30 protein-coding genes are annotated in these 15,363 nt (G+C 53.8%); all 30 read right to left on the bottom strand.

Translation table 11 applies throughout. The features are described 5' to 3' along the window. Window positions 1–4 precede the first annotated feature (4 nt). Window positions 5–970 carry a DNA-directed RNA polymerase subunit alpha gene (locus ACWIZX_RS03905; protein ID WP_416181018.1) on the bottom strand — a complete coding sequence of 322 codons (966 nt, stop codon included), beginning with the start codon at window positions 968–970 and terminating at the stop codon, window positions 5–7. A gap of 55 nt (window positions 971–1,025) precedes the next feature. Next, on the bottom strand, window positions 1,026–1,670 hold the full coding sequence (rpsD, locus tag ACWIZX_RS03900) for a 30S ribosomal protein S4 (RefSeq protein ID WP_448334868.1): 645 nt from the start codon (window positions 1,668–1,670) through the stop codon (window positions 1,026–1,028). 21 nt (window positions 1,671–1,691) lie between these two features. Further along, complete coding sequence (gene rpsK, locus ACWIZX_RS03895; protein WP_448334867.1) at window positions 1,692–2,096, bottom strand: 30S ribosomal protein S11; 405 nt, start codon at window positions 2,094–2,096, stop codon at window positions 1,692–1,694. 122 nt (window positions 2,097–2,218) lie between these two features. After that, window positions 2,219–2,608, bottom strand: coding sequence for a 30S ribosomal protein S13 (gene rpsM / locus ACWIZX_RS03890; protein ID WP_322793887.1), 390 nt, complete (start codon window positions 2,606–2,608; stop codon window positions 2,219–2,221). Between the two features lie 6 nt (window positions 2,609–2,614). Continuing rightward, window positions 2,615–2,728 (bottom strand): 50S ribosomal protein L36, encoded by a 114-nt coding sequence (rpmJ, locus tag ACWIZX_RS03885; RefSeq protein WP_322793886.1) that lies wholly within the window; start codon window positions 2,726–2,728, stop codon window positions 2,615–2,617. Window positions 2,729–2,775: 47 nt separating this feature from the next. Continuing rightward, window positions 2,776–3,591 carry a type I methionyl aminopeptidase gene (map, locus tag ACWIZX_RS03880; protein WP_448334866.1) on the bottom strand — a complete coding sequence of 272 codons (816 nt, stop codon included), beginning with the start codon at window positions 3,589–3,591 and terminating at the stop codon, window positions 2,776–2,778. 14 nt (window positions 3,592–3,605) lie between these two features. After that, window positions 3,606–4,253, bottom strand: a complete 648-nt coding sequence (locus ACWIZX_RS03875; RefSeq protein WP_322793884.1) for an adenylate kinase — start codon at window positions 4,251–4,253, stop codon at window positions 3,606–3,608. A 4-nt stretch (window positions 4,254–4,257) separates the two neighbouring features. Beyond that, a complete protein-coding gene (gene secY / locus ACWIZX_RS03870) occupies window positions 4,258–5,610 on the bottom strand; it encodes a preprotein translocase subunit SecY (protein ID WP_322793883.1) in 1,353 nt (450 codons plus the stop codon). A 26-nt stretch (window positions 5,611–5,636) separates the two neighbouring features. Beyond that, window positions 5,637–6,092: a 50S ribosomal protein L15 gene (gene rplO, locus ACWIZX_RS03865; protein ID WP_322793882.1), complete on the bottom strand. Its 456-nt coding sequence runs from the start codon at window positions 6,090–6,092 to the stop codon at window positions 5,637–5,639. Beyond that, entirely contained in the window at window positions 6,089–6,271 is a 183-nt protein-coding gene (gene rpmD / locus ACWIZX_RS03860; protein ID WP_211261486.1) for a 50S ribosomal protein L30, read from the bottom strand. The genes rplO and rpmD overlap by 4 nt, the downstream gene beginning before the upstream one ends. Before the next feature lie 19 nt (window positions 6,272–6,290). Beyond that, the gene (gene rpsE, locus ACWIZX_RS03855; protein ID WP_322793881.1) at window positions 6,291–6,815 is read right to left on the bottom strand and encodes a 30S ribosomal protein S5; all 525 of its coding nucleotides are present in this window, start codon (window positions 6,813–6,815) and stop codon (window positions 6,291–6,293) included. A 38-nt stretch (window positions 6,816–6,853) separates the two neighbouring features. Further along, window positions 6,854–7,219, bottom strand: a complete 366-nt coding sequence (gene rplR / locus ACWIZX_RS03850; RefSeq protein WP_322793880.1) for a 50S ribosomal protein L18 — start codon at window positions 7,217–7,219, stop codon at window positions 6,854–6,856. A gap of 10 nt (window positions 7,220–7,229) precedes the next feature. Next, window positions 7,230–7,778: a 50S ribosomal protein L6 gene (rplF, locus tag ACWIZX_RS03845; protein WP_322793879.1), complete on the bottom strand. Its 549-nt coding sequence runs from the start codon at window positions 7,776–7,778 to the stop codon at window positions 7,230–7,232. A 29-nt stretch (window positions 7,779–7,807) separates the two neighbouring features. After that, entirely contained in the window at window positions 7,808–8,221 is a 414-nt protein-coding gene (gene rpsH, locus ACWIZX_RS03840; RefSeq protein WP_061915305.1) for a 30S ribosomal protein S8, read from the bottom strand. Between the two features lie 19 nt (window positions 8,222–8,240). Continuing rightward, window positions 8,241–8,423 (bottom strand): type Z 30S ribosomal protein S14, encoded by a 183-nt coding sequence (locus tag ACWIZX_RS03835; RefSeq protein ID WP_082149015.1) that lies wholly within the window; start codon window positions 8,421–8,423, stop codon window positions 8,241–8,243. A 1-nt stretch (window position 8,424) separates the two neighbouring features. After that, window positions 8,425–8,967 carry a 50S ribosomal protein L5 gene (gene rplE, locus ACWIZX_RS03830; RefSeq protein ID WP_448334865.1) on the bottom strand — a complete coding sequence of 181 codons (543 nt, stop codon included), beginning with the start codon at window positions 8,965–8,967 and terminating at the stop codon, window positions 8,425–8,427. A gap of 19 nt (window positions 8,968–8,986) precedes the next feature. Beyond that, window positions 8,987–9,322, bottom strand: a complete 336-nt coding sequence (gene rplX / locus ACWIZX_RS03825; RefSeq protein WP_416181065.1) for a 50S ribosomal protein L24 — start codon at window positions 9,320–9,322, stop codon at window positions 8,987–8,989. 23 nt (window positions 9,323–9,345) lie between these two features. Further along, window positions 9,346–9,717, bottom strand: coding sequence for a 50S ribosomal protein L14 (rplN, locus tag ACWIZX_RS03820; protein WP_061915299.1), 372 nt, complete (start codon window positions 9,715–9,717; stop codon window positions 9,346–9,348). A 3-nt stretch (window positions 9,718–9,720) separates the two neighbouring features. Beyond that, window positions 9,721–10,002, bottom strand: a complete 282-nt coding sequence (gene rpsQ / locus ACWIZX_RS03815) for a 30S ribosomal protein S17 (protein ID WP_322794307.1) — start codon at window positions 10,000–10,002, stop codon at window positions 9,721–9,723. After that, complete coding sequence (gene rpmC / locus ACWIZX_RS03810) at window positions 9,999–10,211, bottom strand: 50S ribosomal protein L29 (RefSeq protein WP_322794306.1); 213 nt, start codon at window positions 10,209–10,211, stop codon at window positions 9,999–10,001. The genes rpsQ and rpmC overlap by 4 nt, the downstream gene beginning before the upstream one ends. After that, window positions 10,208–10,639 (bottom strand): 50S ribosomal protein L16, encoded by a 432-nt coding sequence (gene rplP / locus ACWIZX_RS03805; protein WP_322794305.1) that lies wholly within the window; start codon window positions 10,637–10,639, stop codon window positions 10,208–10,210. The genes rpmC and rplP overlap by 4 nt, the downstream gene beginning before the upstream one ends. A 47-nt stretch (window positions 10,640–10,686) precedes the next feature. After that, complete coding sequence (gene rpsC, locus ACWIZX_RS03800) at window positions 10,687–11,364, bottom strand: 30S ribosomal protein S3 (protein WP_322794304.1); 678 nt, start codon at window positions 11,362–11,364, stop codon at window positions 10,687–10,689. A gap of 64 nt (window positions 11,365–11,428) precedes the next feature. Further along, on the bottom strand, window positions 11,429–11,770 hold the full coding sequence (gene rplV, locus ACWIZX_RS03795) for a 50S ribosomal protein L22 (protein ID WP_322794303.1): 342 nt from the start codon (window positions 11,768–11,770) through the stop codon (window positions 11,429–11,431). Window positions 11,771–11,776: 6 nt separating this feature from the next. Beyond that, window positions 11,777–12,052, bottom strand: coding sequence for a 30S ribosomal protein S19 (gene rpsS, locus ACWIZX_RS03790; RefSeq protein ID WP_322794302.1), 276 nt, complete (start codon window positions 12,050–12,052; stop codon window positions 11,777–11,779). A 47-nt stretch (window positions 12,053–12,099) separates the two neighbouring features. After that, entirely contained in the window at window positions 12,100–12,936 is an 837-nt protein-coding gene (rplB, locus tag ACWIZX_RS03785; RefSeq protein WP_322794301.1) for a 50S ribosomal protein L2, read from the bottom strand. After that, the gene (rplW, locus tag ACWIZX_RS03780) at window positions 12,936–13,238 is read right to left on the bottom strand and encodes a 50S ribosomal protein L23 (protein WP_322794300.1); all 303 of its coding nucleotides are present in this window, start codon (window positions 13,236–13,238) and stop codon (window positions 12,936–12,938) included. The genes rplB and rplW overlap by 1 nt, the downstream gene beginning before the upstream one ends. A 13-nt stretch (window positions 13,239–13,251) precedes the next feature. Continuing rightward, window positions 13,252–13,878, bottom strand: coding sequence for a 50S ribosomal protein L4 (rplD, locus tag ACWIZX_RS03775; protein ID WP_448334864.1), 627 nt, complete (start codon window positions 13,876–13,878; stop codon window positions 13,252–13,254). Between the two features lie 42 nt (window positions 13,879–13,920). Continuing rightward, the gene (gene rplC, locus ACWIZX_RS03770; protein WP_322793833.1) at window positions 13,921–14,556 is read right to left on the bottom strand and encodes a 50S ribosomal protein L3; all 636 of its coding nucleotides are present in this window, start codon (window positions 14,554–14,556) and stop codon (window positions 13,921–13,923) included. A 290-nt stretch (window positions 14,557–14,846) separates the two neighbouring features. Continuing rightward, window positions 14,847–15,155 (bottom strand): 30S ribosomal protein S10, encoded by a 309-nt coding sequence (rpsJ, locus tag ACWIZX_RS03765; protein ID WP_061915262.1) that lies wholly within the window; start codon window positions 15,153–15,155, stop codon window positions 14,847–14,849. 10 nt (window positions 15,156–15,165) lie between these two features. Then, window positions 15,166–15,363, bottom strand: a 198-nt coding sequence (locus tag ACWIZX_RS03760) for an EF-Tu C-terminal domain-related protein (protein ID WP_448334863.1), incomplete at its 5' end; no start/stop codon positions are given.

The raw sequence follows: 15,363 nt of genomic DNA, 5'->3' as shown, positions 1-15,363 counted from the left end.
TTCCTTACTCCGTCTCGTTATCGTTTGGCAGGAACCCTTTTTCCCGCATCTTCTGGCGTAATTCATCCAGACTTTTTTCTCCAAAGTTTCGGATGGACATGACCGCTTCGCTGCCTTTTTCGAGCAGTTCCAGCACATCACCCACGGTGGTGATGCCGGTTCGTTTGAGCGAGTTGAACACCCGCACCGAGAGGTCCAGATTTTCGATGGGGGTTTCAGCGGCTTCACTCGTCAAACGGCTGCCGCTTATTTCGCGTTCCGGAACTGCCGCAAACACTTCTTCACTGATGCCAGAAATCAGCCGCAGATGGTCAATCAAAATCTTGGATGCTGTTCCCAGCGCGCTCTCCGGAGATATCGTACCGTCCGTCCAGATTTCCAGAATCAACCGCTCGTAGTTGGTATTCTGTCCTACCCGGGCAGCAGCCACATTGAAGTTCACGCGCCGTACTGGGCTGAAAATGGCATCCACCGGCAGTTCCCCAATCGGCAGCCGTCCACTGCGGTCACCCGCCGGCGAGTAGCCTCGCCCGCGTTCCACAGTCATGTCAATTTCCAGACGGGTTCGGCTGTCATCCACTGTAAAAAGATACAGGTCTGGATTGACAATCTCAACCTCCGCCGGCACCTGAATATCCGCAGCAGTTACCGTACCTGCCCCACGCACATCCAGATGAAGATGGGAACTTTCCACGTCGTGCAGCACCAACCGCAGCTGCTTGATCTGCAGCATGACCTGAATCACATCTTCGCGAACGCCGGGGATGTCGCTGAACTCATGCAACACATCCGAAATCCGGATTGAAGTTACCGCTGCCCCTTCCAACGACGACAGCAGTACCCGCCGAAGTGCATTGCCAAGGGTGACGCCGTAGCCGCGTTCCAGCGGGCTGATAACGAACTTCCCATAATTTCGAGCCTCATGTTCACGCTCGATTTTCGGTTTGACCATATTGGTTATTACAGACAAGGTTCACCCCTTTCCGATGCACAGCTACAAAAATCAGCCAAACAGGACAATGGCATTACCTCGAGTAGTACTCAACGATCAACTGTTCGTTGAGATTGCCATCAATTTCAGCCCGTTCGGGCAGGCGCAAAACCCGCCCACTCAAGTTACGCACATCCCGTTCCAGCCACATTGCGCAATTGCGCTTTTCCGCATAATCCGGTAATTCCTTGAAGAACGGTTTTGTTCGGGAACCTTCACGCACTTCAATTTTGTCACCGGGTTTGAGCAGCATGGAAGGTACATCCGTGCGGCGACCATTGACCAGAAAATGGCCATGCGTCACCATCTGGCGAGCCTGCGCGCGGTTTTCAGCAAACCCCATGCGAAAGACCACATTGTCCAAACGCAATTCAAGGGTTTGCAGCAGGTTCAAACCGGTCAGACCACGTTTTTTCAAGGCAACATTGAAATAGCGGCGGAACTGCCGTTCCAGAATTCCATAGGTGCGGCGGGCTTGCTGCTTGGCGCGCAGCTGCCGGGCATAATCCGACATCCGCTCACTGCCGCCCCGACCGGCATTTGCCCGTCCGTGTTCACCGGGGGCAAAGCCGCGCCGTTCAAACGCGCACTTGGGGGTAAAGCAGCGCTCACCCTTCAAAAACATTTTAAATCCTTCTCGCCGGCATAGTTTACAAACCGGACCAATGTATCTCGCCATAACTTCCCTCTCTCGTATAAATTAGACGCGGCGTTTCTTGGGAGGCCGGCAGCCGTTATGCGGCACCGGTGTAACGTCCGCAATGGAGCGCACCTTGATGCCCATCCCTTGCACAGCCCGAATCGCCGATTCGCGGCCCGGTCCGGGTCCTTTGACTACGATATCCACTTCCTGCACACCCATTGCCTGAGCCGCTTTGAGAGCCTGTTCGGCAGCCAAACGAGCGGCAAACGGGGTGCTCTTGCGGGAGCCCTTGAACCCGGCTGAACCGGCGCTTGCCCAGCAGACAGCATTGCCCTGCTGATCCGTTACCGTCACAATTGTATTATTGAACGACGCATAAATATGAACCTGCGCTGAGGACAGCGTGCGCTTCACCTTTCGGGGAGCGCTTGACCGGCGCGCTGATCGTACATTTTGTGCCATATTTCCTCGCTATCAACCTCGATTTCTTTCAGAGTACAGCGTTTTGATATAACCGGTTAGGGTCAGGCTGACCAGCCGCGGGGGCGGGAAGGTACCCCAGATCAGCCCTTCCCATAACCGGATTATTTCTTGGTTGCTCCACGGCGGCGGCCGCGTCCCGCCACAGTCTTCTTGGGGCCTTTGCGTGTACGGGCGTTCGTGCGCGTTCGCTGCCCACGAACTGGCAGGTTACGGCGATGGCGCAGACCGCGGTAGCACCCGATTTCGATCAGGCGCTTGATATTCATCTGCACTTCGCGCCGCAGGTCGCCTTCTACTTTATAGTTTTGGGCAATGTAATCACGCAAAAGGTTTACATCCGTTTCACTCAGGTCTTTGACCCGCGTATCCGGATTGACTTTTGTATCCGCCAGGATCTTGCGTGCCCGAGTCGGGCCGATCCCATAAATATAGGTCAGTGCAACTTCAACGCGCTTGTTGCGTGGTAGATCAACACCTTCAATTCTCGCCATGCCTCATTACCCCTGTCGCTGCTTATGCTTTGGGTTTTCACAAATGACGTACAACTTACCGCTGCGCCGCACAATCTTGCACTTTGCGCATCGCTTGCGAATGGATGGTGAAACTCTCATGATTGATTACTCCTCATCATTCCTTACTTCAACAGCCAAAGTTTCAATTATACCTGATTTCTACCATTTCGTCCAGGTTTGCTGCCATCTTTCAAAAGAGTCAGGATTCGTGGACCATTTTCTGTGATCGCTACCGTGTGCTCAAAATGAGCAGTGGGCAATCCATTGCGCGAAACTACCGTCCATTGATCATCCAGGACCCGCGTCGCCGGTGAGCCAATCAGAACCATCGGTTCCAAAGCAATGGTCATGCCCACCCGCAACAACATGCCACGCCCCGGCGTGCCGTAATTTGGCACCTGGGGTCCTTCGTGCATTTGCCGTCCAACACCATGACCGGTATATTCACGGGTAACATGGAAACCATGACTTTCCACATATTGCTGAATTGCCGCAGAAACATCACCAACCCGGTTTCCGGCTACCAGTTTTTCAATGCCGACATACAGTACCGCCTCGGTGACTTCCAGCAATTTTTGAACCTCTGGTGAAACCTCACCAATTGCAAAGGTAATCGCCGAATCGGCTACGAAACCTTCATATACCGTGCCGCAGTCCACCGAAACGATATCCCCTTCGCGCAATTTGCGACGCGGACTGGGAATGCCGTGAACCAGTTCTTCGTTGACACTGATGGTCGTGCTGGCAGGATAAGGATACGGCCCAGGATAGTTCAAAAATGGAGAATAAACTCCGTATTTCTTCAAAACCTCTTCGGCAGCCGCATTCAGATCGGCCGTAGAAACACCAGGGCGAGCGACATCACGCGCTGCTTGCAGGGCTTCGGCATTGATCTGCCCGGCTATGCGCATGATCTCCAATTCCTGAGGAGATTTAATCGTGATCTGGCGTTCCCACGTCATTGTACTACCACCTGTTAGGCAATCGCTTCCATCAATTGACGGGTTACCTCTTCAATCGGTAAAGTCCCATCAATTTCCACCAGCAATCCAGCCCGCCGGTAATGTTCAATCAACGGGCTGGTTTGTTCCAAGTAAACTTTGATCCGCTTCTCCACCGTTGCCGGCTGGTCATCTTCGCGCTGGTACAACTCCCCACCGTCATCATCACAGATTCCGGCTTTTTTTGGTGGGTTGTACACGCTGTGATATACCTTGCCGCACGTCCGGCAGGTCCAGCGGCCGCTCAAGCGTTCAATCAACACCTCGGCTGGCACCGAAATGTATGGGACGCTCACCACTTTCCCGTCCAGATCGTCCAACATGGCGCTCAAGGCCTCGGCTTGGGCTGGGGTTCGCGGAAAACCATCCAGAATGGCACCATTGGCGCAGTCGGGGCGGCTGAGCCGCTCGCGAATCATTGCAATGGTGACATCATCCGGCACCAGCTCACCGCGGTTCATGTAAACCTGAGCCAGTTTTCCTAAATCGGTTTGATTCTTCAGGTTTTCACGGAAGATATCCCCGGAAGAGATGTGCGCCAATCCGGTTTTTTCTGCCAAAACCTGTGCCTGTGTGCCTTTTCCCGCGCCGGGAGGGCCGAGGAGTACGATAAAGCGTCCCATCCGATTATCCCTTGATTAGATTTTCATCGTAACCGTGTAACTTGAGCTCGGTTTCGATGATGGTGAAGGTATCCCGCACCACACCGACCACGATCAGCAAGCCGGCCGCCGAAATGAGGAACAAACCGGCATTGCGCGCCGAAGCCGGCAAGAAAGCATGCATGATGTAGGGAAGTACTGCCACAAAGCCGAGGAAAAACGCTCCCGGCAGGGTGATTCGCCGTTGAACCTTGGTCAGGTACTTTTGGGTGGCAGGCCCGCGCAGGACACCCGGAATTTGAGCGCCCTGCCGCTTGAGGGTTTCACCGTAATTCTGTTGAGCAAAGAGAACATCCGTATAGAAAAAGGTGAACGCCACCACCATCAAGAAGTACATCACCGCATACCACGCTCCCTGCCCGCTGAAGGTATTGTAAATACCGCTGGCAAGGCTGGCTACCCACGGTGTTTGGGAATTGATGAAGTAACTGGCCACAATTGCCGGAAAGAGCAAGATAGACTGTGCAAAAATCAACGGGATCATACCGGCCATGTTGATCATCAACGGCAGATTGCTGCGTACCGGCATGGACATGCGGTTACCCACTCGCCGTCCGGGGAACAGCACCGGCACATTGCGGCGTCCTTGTTGCACGAAGACAATCGCAAAGATGACCAGCACCAGCACAACCAGAATCAGCAGAGTCAGCCACCATGCATTTTGACGGTCACTCCATAGACTGATCAGGTTGGATGGAATGCCTGCCACGATGCCGGAAAAGATGATGAGCGAAAGACCCTGCTTGGGAATGCCATATTCGGAGATTAACTGCCCCAGCCAGATACCCAGCATCGTGCCGGCCATCATGCTGATCAGGGTCGTCAGGGTTGGCAGCAAAGAGGCTCCCGTGAAACCGTAGGTGTAGCTCAACACCGTTTGACCCGTTTGTCCGGCAAGCGAGTTGAAGATGTTAATTTGACCAATAGCCGAAAGCAATGCCATCGGCACGGTCAGAATAATCGTCCATTTTTCCATCCATTTCTGACCTTCGCGGGGGTTTTCCTTCATCTTCCGCTCCAGCGCCGGAATGATTGGCACCAGCAGTTGCAAAATAATCTGCGCCGTGATGTAAGGATAAACCCCCATTGCCAGAATGGAGAACCGTGAAATCGTACCACCAGAAAGCAGATCCAGCAGGCCAAACAGCGTACCCGCTGCTCCGGGTGCCTGAACGATGCCTCGAATCACTTCGCGGTCAATTCCCGGCACGGGAATATTGGCTGCCAGCCGATAAAGCACCAGCAGCAGCAAAGTGATTAAAAGCTTCTTACGAATATCTTCCGATTTCCATAAATAACGCCATGCTGACCGCTTCATGCGTTGGTCTCCTTAACTCCAGCCTCTCAGGCGATGATTTCCACAGAACCGCCAGCGGCTTCGATTTTGGCCTGTGCACCTTTGCTCACCCGTTGCACCCGCACCTTCAGGGGAATATTCAATTCCCCATTGCCAAGAATGACAACCGGGTTATTGGGCTTGTGAAGTAAATTCTTCTCCGCCAGCGTTTGTGGAGTAACTTCCATGTTGGCTTCAAACTTCGCTGCCAGTTGACTGAGGTTGACTTCGTTGTATTCAACCTGCACGGGAGGGGTAAAGCCCTCACCGCGCATGAACGGCAGACGGCGGTAGAACGGCAGGTTACCGCCCTGGCGGTACAGATGCCCGCCTTCACCGGAGCGGGAGCCCTGGCCTTTGGTACCGCGGCCGCTGGTTTTACCTTTACCGGCGGAAATACCCCGCCCAACGCGTTTGCGGTCTTTTCTGGCGCCTTCGTTTGGCTTCAGATCATTCAATTTCATTGCTCTACCTGCTCTTCGATTTTTACAAGATGATTGACTTTCCGCAGCATTCCTCGCAGGGTCGGCGTATCCTCATGAATCACCGTCTGGTTAAGACGGCGCAGACCCAGCGCACGAATGGTCGCTTTATGTTGCTCCGAATAACCGATTGCGCTTTTCACCCAGGTGATGCGCAGCATCTTGGGAGATTGCTTTTTCTCAGCCATTCTTCCTCCGTTCCCAGAAGGGCAGCAAATCCTTGGCGGGTTTACCGCGTTTTGCCGCTTCCTCTTCGGGCGATTTCAGCTGGCTCAGTGCATCAAAGGTGGCTTTCACCACATTCAGCACATTGGCGCTGCCCATTGATTTGGTTAAAATATCCCGAATACCGGCAGCTTCCAATACTGCGCGCACCCCACCCGCAGCAATAACGCCCGTACCTGCCGAAGCCGGTTTGAGCAGCACTTTTGCCCCGGATGTTTTGCCGATGACCTCATGCGGGATGGTTGTCCCGATCATGGGCACAGGCCGCATGTTTTTATGAGCCCGTTCGGTGGCTTTACGCATGGCATCCGGCACGGCATTGGCTTTACCAACGCCCAAACCGACATTCCCATGATTATCACCAGCCACCACCGTCACCCGAAACTGGAAGCGGCGGCCGCCTTTGACAACTTTTGCCACGCGGGCAATTTCAATGACCCGCTCGTCGTATTGTTGTTCGTAAGTTGAGTATTCCATCATCTCCATAGTCAGGCCTCTTTCATTGCTTTCGGTTCAGCCTAGAACTCCAGGCCAGACTCACGGGCAGCTTCGGCCAGTGCCTTAACCCGGCCGATGTAACGAAAACCGCCCCGGTCGAACACCACACGGGTGATGCCCTTTTCTTTGGCGCGCTTGGCAACCAGTTCACCCACCAGCCGGGCCTGTTCGGTTTTGGTTTTACCTTCCACCTTGCCCCGTAACTCGTGATCAATGGTGGATGCTGCTGCCAGCGTTTGCCCGGCTTCATCATCAATCACCTGTGCATAGGTTTCGGCCAGGCTGCGGAAAACTGCCAGACGCGGACGATCCGGCGTGCCGCTCAGGTGCTTGCGCACGCGGCGATGGCGGCGAATTCTCGCTTCAGAACGACTTAATTTAGCCATGAGCACTCACCTATTTCTTGCCTTTACCGGCTTTGCCGGCTTTTCGGCGGATTTTTTCACCAAGATAGTGAATCCCTTTCCCATGATAGGGTTCGGGTGGTCGAATTTTACGGATATCGGCAGCAACCTGCCCCACCAACTCCCGGTTGTATCCCATTACTTTGATCTGGCGTGTTTTGGTATCCACATCAAAGGAGATACCCGCCGGGGGTTCAACAATGACCGGATGGGAATATCCCACAAACAGCTTCAGGTTTTGGCCATCCATTTCGGCGCGGTAACCCACACCATCAATTTCCAGCACCTTGGTAAACCCTTCGCTGACTCCGGTTACCATATTCTGGATTAATGCTCGGGTCATTCCATGCAGCGCCCGCACTTGCGGCTCTTCAGATGAGCGGCTGACGGCGATTTGTCCATTCTCGAATTTAATGGAAATCACCGGCGAAAATTCGCGTTGCAATTCACCCTTCGGGCCTTTGATGTGCACCGAAGAGCCATCCACTGTCACCTGAACATTTGCAGGAACAACCACCGGTAAGCGACCAATACGAGACACGTCTATATACCTCCTTTACGCTTTCCGGCCTACCAGACCTTGCACAGGATTTCACCGCCAACATTGAGTTGGCGCGCGCGCTGTCCGGTCATCACACCCTTGGGTGTGGAGAGAATAGCAACACCCAAACCAGAAAGCACCCAGGGAATATCCTGTTTACGGGTGTAAATGCGTCGGCCCGGACGGCTCACCCGCTCCAATCCGGTAATGACCGGACGGCGTTGGCGGCGTTCGCCCACGTACTTCAAACGAATGCGCAGAGTCTGCTCGTGAGGTTTTTCACCGCTCACAACTTCATACGATTCGATGAAACCCTCTTCCTTCAATACCCGGGCAATTTCTGCCTTGAGTTTGGTGCTTGGCATAGCGACCACCACCTGACCATTCATGATGGCGTTGCGCATGCGGGTTAACATATCAGCAATTGGATCATTCACACTCATGCCTACCTCCGGCCTGGAACTACCAGGATGACTTGGTTACGCCGGGGATCTTCCCTTCAAGAGCGAGCTCCCGGAAGCAAATTCGGCACAGCCCAAAACGACGCAGGTAACCTCGCGGGCGTCCACAACGTTTGCAACGATTACGCACCTGAACGGCGTACTTGCGGCGTTGTTCACGATACATCATACATTTCTTTGCCATACTAATCCTTCCTGAAAGGCATCCCAAGCAATTGCAGCAATTTGACAGCCTGATCATCGGTTGGTGCTGTAGTTACAATGGTAATTTCCATTCCGCGTACCTTATCCACCTTGTCGTACTCGATTTCCGGGAAGATGATCTGTTCCCGCAAACCCAGCGTGTAATTTCCGCGTCCATCAAACGCCTCTGCCGAAACACCGCGAAAATCACGCACCCGAGGAAGCACAATGTTCATCAAACGGTCGAGGAATGACCACATCCGCTCCCCGCGCAAAGTAACCATTGTGCCGATGGCGCGCCCTTCGCGTAGTTTGAAAGCCGCAATGCTCTTGCGCGCCTTGGTGATCACCGGTTTCTGGCCGGTAATTTTTGCCAGGTCGCTGCTGGCGGCTTCCAGCGCTTTCGGATTATCCAGCGCTTCACCCAGGCCAATGTTGACGACCACTTTGGTAATACGCGGTACCTGCATGACATTGTGAAGATCAAGTTCCTTCATCAATGCCGGCACCACTTCGTTTTGATATTTTTCCTTCAATATGTTCATTGACTCGCTCCCCGATGGCTTATTCGTCTATGGCGGCATTGCATTTTTTGCAAACCCGCAATGATTTGCCATCTTCGCCGCGGGAAATTCCTACCCGCGTGGCTTTGCCACACTTTGGGCAAACCAGCATAACGTTGGAAAGATCAATCGGTGCCTCAAAGCGGATTTTACCGGGCGAAATGTTGCGCCCCTGAGTTTGCACCTGACGCTGATGTTTGGTGCGCAGGTTGACTCCCTGCACCACCACCCGGTTTTCCTTGGGTAACACCCGAATGATTTCGCCGCGTTTTCCTTTATCTTCAAAGCGGCCGTTAATCACTTCGACCGTATCCCCTTTACGTATCTTCATCTTCATGGCTTCGCTCCTGTTTCCTTGCATTAGATCACTTCCGGCGCAAGCGAAACGATCTTCATAAAGCCTTTTTCACGCAATTCGCGAGCCACAGGGCCAAAAATACGGGTGCCTTTGGGGTTCTGGCCATCGTTATCCAGAATGACCGCCGCATTATCATCAAAGCGGATGGTTGAACCATCTTCGCGGCGCCATTCTTTGGCACAACGTACAATCACTGCTTTGACAATATCGCTCTTCTTGACCGAGCCCTGCGGTGAAGCGGATTTCACCGTGGCAACCACAATATCACCCACACGCCCATAGCGCCGGGTTGAGCCACCCATCACATGGATGACCAGTAGCTCGCGTGCGCCCGTGTTATCGGCAACTTTTAATCGGGTTTCGTGCTGAATCATCCTTTACGCTCCTTCCTCCGCGGGCAGTTCCTGCATCGGCTGCCCCTGGCGTTTGAGGATGGACTGAACCACCCAGCGTTTATCACGCGAAAGCGGTCTGCTTTCCACTACCAGCACTTCATCTCCAATTTCACATCCCAATTCGTCGTGTGCTTTCAGCTTCATGGAAGCATGAACCACTTTTTTGTAAAGCGGATGCTGGTAGGTGCGGGTCACTTTTACGACCACAGTTTTCTGCATTTTATTACTGGTAACAACACCGGTTAAACGTCGCCGTGTGTTCATTTTCCACCTTCCCGCTGTTGAGAAAGTTCCCGCTCGCGCAGAATGGTCATATAGCGCGCAATCAAGCGGCGGGTTTGCTTAAGCCGGCTGGTATCCGTAAGCTGACCGGTAACAATTTGAAAGCGCAAATTCATCAGTTCCTGACGCGCATCCGCCAGTTTGGCTTTCAATTCTTCAGTGGACATCAGGCGAATCTGTTCGGTTTTCATCCTACTTCTCCTGTCACCGATTCATGACGAGCAACCACCTTCGTCTTGATCGCAAACTTGTAAGAAGCCTGACGCAAAGCCTGCACCGCTACATCAGCGGGAAGACCGCCCAGCTCGAACATGATTCTTCCCGGGCGGACAACCGCCACCCAGTACTCAACCCCACCTTTACCTTTACCCATACGCGTTTCCGGCGGTTTCTGGGTATAGGGTTTATCGGGGAAAATCCGAATCCACACTTTTCCTCGGCGGCGCATCGAGCGCACGAGAGCACGACGGGCAGCCTCAATTTGCCGGGCGGTGACCCAACCGGGTTCAAGTGCCTGCAGGCCGAACTCACCGTAGATCAGTTCCGCTCCGCGCAGGGCTTTCCCCCTCATGCGTCCACGTTGCTGCTTGCGCCATTTGACACGTTTTGGCATCAACATAATTGCTTACCTCTCTTCATTCCGTCTGGGTTCAACCCAGCGCAGGATTACTCGCTGATATAGACACCCTCGGTGACTTCCGCTTTTTCCTCTTCACTGGGCAGGACTTCACCCTTGTAAATCCAAACCTTGACACCAATCTGTCCGTAGGTTGTCAGCGCTTCCGCACGGGCAAAGTCAATATCCGCGCGAATGGTTTGCAGAGGCACTCGTCCTTCACGCAGCCAGACGCTGCGCGCCATTTCAGCACCACTCAAACGACCAGCCACCTCGATTTTGATTCCCTGTGCGCCCTGGCGCATTGCTTGCTGCAAGGCACGCTTCATCGCACGGCGGTAAGCCACACGCCGTTCAATTTGACTGGCAATGTTCTGCGCAACCAGATAGGCGTCACAATCAGGCAGTTTGATCTCTTTGATTTCCAGATCAATCTTTTTCTTGGTCAGGGCTTCCAGATCCTGGCGGATTTTCTTGACGGTTTCACCTTTGCGTCCAATCAGGATGCCGGGTTTTGCCGTATGAACAATCACCTTGACCTTGCCGGGGAAACGCTCAATTTCGACCTTCGAAATCGCTGCCCGATCGGCATCCGCAAAGATCATTTTGCGAATTTCAAAGTCCTGATGCAACTGCTCAGTGTATTCACTGCCATCAGCGTACCAGCGACCTTCCCACGGTTGGTGGACGCCCAGACGAAATCCAATTGGATGAACTTTTCGACCCATAACTTCTCCTGGTTTCTGCTTGCCGGATGCCCTTTCTGTTCAGGCAAACCGGACGAAAATCATCTTATTCACGCTCCCGTAAAACAACGGTTACGTGCGAAGCGCGTTTGAGGATCGGTTTGAACCGACCGCGCGCACCAAACCGACGCCATTTGCGCGTTGGGGCCTCATCCGCAACAATTTGATACACAAACAGGTTGTTGCGATCAATCCCAAAATTTTCTTCCGCGTTGGCAACCGCTGAAGCCAGCAGTTTGCGGACAGGTGCCGCTGCGCCTTTGTTGACGAACTTGAGCGTATCCAGCGCTTCTACTGCCGGGCGCCCGCGCACCAGGTCAATCACCAGCCGCACTTTCTGGGCGGAAACCGGACAATAACTTAACTTGGCTCGAATATCGTTTGCCATTGCAACTTACCTCTTGGAGGATTTTTCCGCCACATGCCCGCGAAAATGGCGGGTAGGGGCAAACTCACCCAGCCGGTGCCCCACCATGTTCTCGGTGATGTAAATCGGTACATGCCGGCGGCCATCATGGACGGCAACGGTGTGCCCCACCATTTGGGGAAAGATGACGCTTGCCCTGCTCCAGGTACGAATGACTTTCTTTTCGCCGCGGGCATTCATCATTTCAATTTTTTTCAGTAGTTTTGGGGCTACAAACGGGCCCTTTTTCAATGAACGTGACATATCTCGTCCCTCTTTCTCGGTGTTACCTATCCATCAAACCACACCGCTTAGCGTTTGGCCACACTGCGGCGGCGAACAATGTATTTATCCGTCGTCTTGTTGCGGCGGGTTTTGTAACCACGAGTGGGTTTACCCCACGGACTCTTCGGGCCGGGCATACCCACTGGCTGACGACCTTCACCACCACCATGCGGATGATCGCGCGGCGACATCGCGGTTCCACGCACCGCAGGGCGGATCCCCATATGACGCTTGCGCCCGGCTTTACCCAGTTTGATATTGCCGTGGTCAAGGTTGCCAACCTGTCCAATGGTTGCGTAACACACCTGACGCACCAGCCTCACCTCACCGGAAGGCAGGCGGATCTGGGCAAAATCACCTTCCTTTGCAAGCAGCTGTGCTGCAGTGCCCGCCGAACGCACCAACTGTCCGCCTCGCCCCGGATAGAGTTCGATATTGTGAATCATCGTACCCACCGGAATATTAGAGATGGGCAGGCTGTTGCCTGGGCGGATATCCACACCCGGACCCGCCACAACCGTATCGCCAACCTTCAACCCCACCGGGGAAATGATGTAGCGTTTTTCGCCATCCGCATAGACCAGCAGCGCAAGGCGCGCGGTACGATTGGGATCATACTCAATGGCTGCCACTTTGGCAGGCACATTCAACTTGTTCCGTTTGAAGTCCACCAGACGGATATAGCGGCGGTTACCGCCACCCTGGTGGCGAACCGTCACCCGTCCCTGATTGTTGCGACCGGAGTGTTTTTTGCGAACCACCAGCAGCGAACGCTCCGGCACAGTCCGGGTGATCTCCTCAAAACTATAGCCGGTCATGCCACGCAGACCGGGAGTTACCGGTTTATAAATCTTAATCGCCATTATTCAACCCCTTCAAAGATCGGAATTCTGTCTTCGGGCGCCAGGGTCACAACGGCTTTTTTGTAAGCCGGGTTACGCACCACAACGCGTCGGCTGCGCGCCCGGCGGGTGCGCTTGGCGGGTACATTGATGATATTGACCCGCAACACCTTCACGTCAAAAATCTGCTCGACCGCATCCTTCACCATGGATTTGGTGGCATTTTCAGCCACTTCAAACACATACTGGTGCAAGCGATTGACCTGATAATTGGTCTTTTCGGTCACCAACGGGCGGCGGAGTACTTCATAAATCGTCGTCATTTGAACCTCCTACCTATCCCAAATAGCTCTTGATCACATCCAGCGCCGCCAGCGGCATAACGACCTTGTCGAACTTGAATAGGTCACGGATGTTAAGATAAGAAGCCATTAAAATTTTAGTTTCCGGAAGATTCACCGTCGAAAGGATCACATTCTCGTAGGAATCCTTTTGCGGGATCACCACCAGCGCGCTGGCATCTCCCACCAGCGTGTTCAAAACCTTTGCCATCAGGCGGGTTTTCGGTTCCGACACTGCCAGTTCATCCACCAGGACAATCGAGGATTCAGCAGCTTTAACCGAAAGCGCTGAACGCAAGGCTGCCCGACGCATCTTCCGGGGCATTGAAAGGGTGTAGGCATGCGGATGCGGAGTGTGAATACGTCCGCCGCCTTTCCATTGCGCTGCCCGAATGGAACCCTGCCGCGCCCGTCCAGTACCTTTTTGGCGCCATGGTTTTCGACCACCACCGGCCACCTCATTGCGGGTTTTGGTATCATGAGTTCCCAGCCGCGCATTCGCCATCTGGCGTACATACGCCTGATGCATCAAATCCACATTGATTGGGGCAGCAAAGATCGCCTCAGGCAATTCCACCTGCTTGACCTTTTGGCCCTCCATGTTGAAAACATCTACTAACATAGTTCCTTCGCTCCGTCAGTCCAGGTAAAGTCGCGATGCATCTTACTGCTTGCGCGCCTCTTTGATGATGACCAAACCGCCGCGCGGGCCCGGAACCGCTCCACACACGCCGATCAAGTTACGCTCGGCATCCACCAGAACAACCTTCAAGTGCTGCGCGGTCACACGTTCATTGCCCATATGACCCGGTCCACGCGAACCCTTGAAGACACGCCCGGGGGTCGTTCCGGAACTGCGGGAACCTGGCGCGCGGTGACGATCCGATTGACCATGAGTCTTCGGACCACCGCGGAATCCGTAGCGCTTGACACCGCCCTGGAAACCTTTTCCCTTGCTGGTACCAACCACGTCCACGCGCTCACCTACCGCGAACGCCTCGACGGTTACCGTTTCCCCTTCCTTGACGTCAGGGTTTTTGGCGCGAAACTCGCGCAGAAAACGCAATGGAGGCAAATTAAGACCGGAGCGCTTCAAGTGACCCAGCTCTCCGCCGGTTAAACGCTTCGGCTTAACTTCCCCATAACCCAATTGGACAGCAGAATAGCCGTCATTTTCAGGCCGTCTTATCTGGGTAACGTAGCATGGCCCAGCTTCGATAATGGTGACGGGTACCGCCACACCTGTATCATCGAAAATCTGGGTCATGCCGATTTTCTTCCCGATCAGCCCTTTAAACATCTCTTTTGTTCTCCTTGATCTTTCAAAGGTTTTTTTCAGGACTGTCAGCCTGGGCTTGGCTGCATCATCCCGGTCCGCCTGGCAGTCAGTGCCTTGCTGCGTCAGCTCGTTTTTTGTTCTGCGCCTACAAAGACACTCTTACCCGGCCTTGTGAGCGTTGGCTGTTTTCAGCCTGTACGCCCAAACCGCTCTATTATAATCGAACTTTTTCAAAATGACCAGAGTTGATCCTGCCATTTTTGGGGTATTTTTCGGGCAGGCAGAACCTGCCCGAATTCCGCCCCGAATAACTAAATCTTAATCTCGATATCCACGCCAGCAGGCAAATTGAGTCGCATCAGCATATCAATCGTTTTTGAGTCCGGGTCAAGGACATCAATCAAACGGTTGTGTGTACGCACCTCAAAATGCTCGTGGGAGTCCTTATCTATGAAGGTCGAACGCCGAACAGTGAAGCGCTCAATGCGGGTCGGCAGCGGTACCGGTCCAACTACCTGCGCACCGCTCCGTTCAGCCGTTTCAACAATCCGCTTGGCGGATTGATCTAAAACACGGTGGTCGTATGCCTTCAGACGAATGCGAATTCGTTGCTTTGCCATCTTGCTACACCTAGTCCAGAATCTTGGTAATCACACCCGCGCCGACGGTCAAACCGCCTTCGCGAATGGCGAATTTCGAACCCTGCTCCAGCGCCACCGGCACGATCAGCTCCACTTCCATGTTCACGTTGTCGCCCGGCATCACCATCTCCACCCCTTCCGGCAGCTTGATCGAGCCGGTCACGTCCATCGTCCGAATGTAGAACTG

It is taken from the genome of Bellilinea sp. (genome assembly GCF_053501535.1).
This window is presented reverse-complemented; position numbering and strand designations above follow the sequence as displayed.

Coding starts and splice junctions, on each gene's coding strand:
- rpsJ (WP_061915262.1), bottom strand. CDS start 15,155: ATGGCAAAGCAACGAATTCGCATTCGTCTGAAGGCATACGACCACCGT.
- rpsC (WP_322794304.1), bottom strand. CDS start 11,364: ATGGGTCGAAAAGTTCATCCAATTGGATTTCGTCTGGGCGTCCACCAA.
- map (WP_448334866.1), bottom strand. CDS start 3,591: ATGACGTGGGAACGCCAGATCACGATTAAATCTCCTCAGGAATTGGAG.
- rpsD (WP_448334868.1), bottom strand. CDS start 1,670: ATGGCGAGATACATTGGTCCGGTTTGTAAACTATGCCGGCGAGAAGGA.
- rplO (WP_322793882.1), bottom strand. CDS start 6,092: ATGAAATTGAATGATCTGAAGCCAAACGAAGGCGCCAGAAAAGACCGC.
- rplX (WP_416181065.1), bottom strand. CDS start 9,322: ATGAAGATGAAGATACGTAAAGGGGATACGGTCGAAGTGATTAACGGC.
- rpsH (WP_061915305.1), bottom strand. CDS start 8,221: ATGAGTGTGAATGATCCAATTGCTGATATGTTAACCCGCATGCGCAAC.
- rpsK (WP_448334867.1), bottom strand. CDS start 2,096: ATGGCACAAAATGTACGATCAGCGCGCCGGTCAAGCGCTCCCCGAAAG.
- rplD (WP_448334864.1), bottom strand. CDS start 13,878: ATGTTAGTAGATGTTTTCAACATGGAGGGCCAAAAGGTCAAGCAGGTG.
- rpsM (WP_322793887.1), bottom strand. CDS start 2,608: ATGGCGAGAATTGAAGGTGTTGATCTACCACGCAACAAGCGCGTTGAA.
- rpmJ (WP_322793886.1), bottom strand. CDS start 2,728: ATGAGAGTTTCACCATCCATTCGCAAGCGATGCGCAAAGTGCAAGATT.
- rpsQ (WP_322794307.1), bottom strand. CDS start 10,002: ATGAACACACGGCGACGTTTAACCGGTGTTGTTACCAGTAATAAAATG.
- rpsE (WP_322793881.1), bottom strand. CDS start 6,815: ATGATGGAATACTCAACTTACGAACAACAATACGACGAGCGGGTCATT.
- rplB (WP_322794301.1), bottom strand. CDS start 12,936: ATGGCGATTAAGATTTATAAACCGGTAACTCCCGGTCTGCGTGGCATG.
- rplC (WP_322793833.1), bottom strand. CDS start 14,556: ATGTTTAAAGGGCTGATCGGGAAGAAAATCGGCATGACCCAGATTTTC.
- rplR (WP_322793880.1), bottom strand. CDS start 7,219: ATGGCTAAATTAAGTCGTTCTGAAGCGAGAATTCGCCGCCATCGCCGC.
- ACWIZX_RS03875 (WP_322793884.1), bottom strand. CDS start 4,253: ATGGGACGCTTTATCGTACTCCTCGGCCCTCCCGGCGCGGGAAAAGGC.
- rpsS (WP_322794302.1), bottom strand. CDS start 12,052: ATGTCACGTTCATTGAAAAAGGGCCCGTTTGTAGCCCCAAAACTACTG.
- rplW (WP_322794300.1), bottom strand. CDS start 13,238: ATGACGACGATTTATGAAGTACTCCGCCGCCCGTTGGTGACCGAAAAG.
- rplP (WP_322794305.1), bottom strand. CDS start 10,639: ATGTTGATGCCAAAACGTGTCAAATGGCGCAAGCAGCAACGTGGACGC.
- rpmD (WP_211261486.1), bottom strand. CDS start 6,271: ATGCTGCGCATCACCTGGGTGAAAAGCGCAATCGGTTATTCGGAGCAA.
- rplE (WP_448334865.1), bottom strand. CDS start 8,967: ATGAACATATTGAAGGAAAAATATCAAAACGAAGTGGTGCCGGCATTG.
- secY (WP_322793883.1), bottom strand. CDS start 5,610: ATGAAGCGGTCAGCATGGCGTTATTTATGGAAATCGGAAGATATTCGT.
- rpmC (WP_322794306.1), bottom strand. CDS start 10,211: ATGAAAACCGAACAGATTCGCCTGATGTCCACTGAAGAATTGAAAGCC.
- ACWIZX_RS03835 (WP_082149015.1), bottom strand. CDS start 8,423: ATGGCAAAGAAATGTATGATGTATCGTGAACAACGCCGCAAGTACGCC.
- rplN (WP_061915299.1), bottom strand. CDS start 9,717: ATGATTCAGCACGAAACCCGATTAAAAGTTGCCGATAACACGGGCGCA.
- rplV (WP_322794303.1), bottom strand. CDS start 11,770: ATGGCAAACGATATTCGAGCCAAGTTAAGTTATTGTCCGGTTTCCGCC.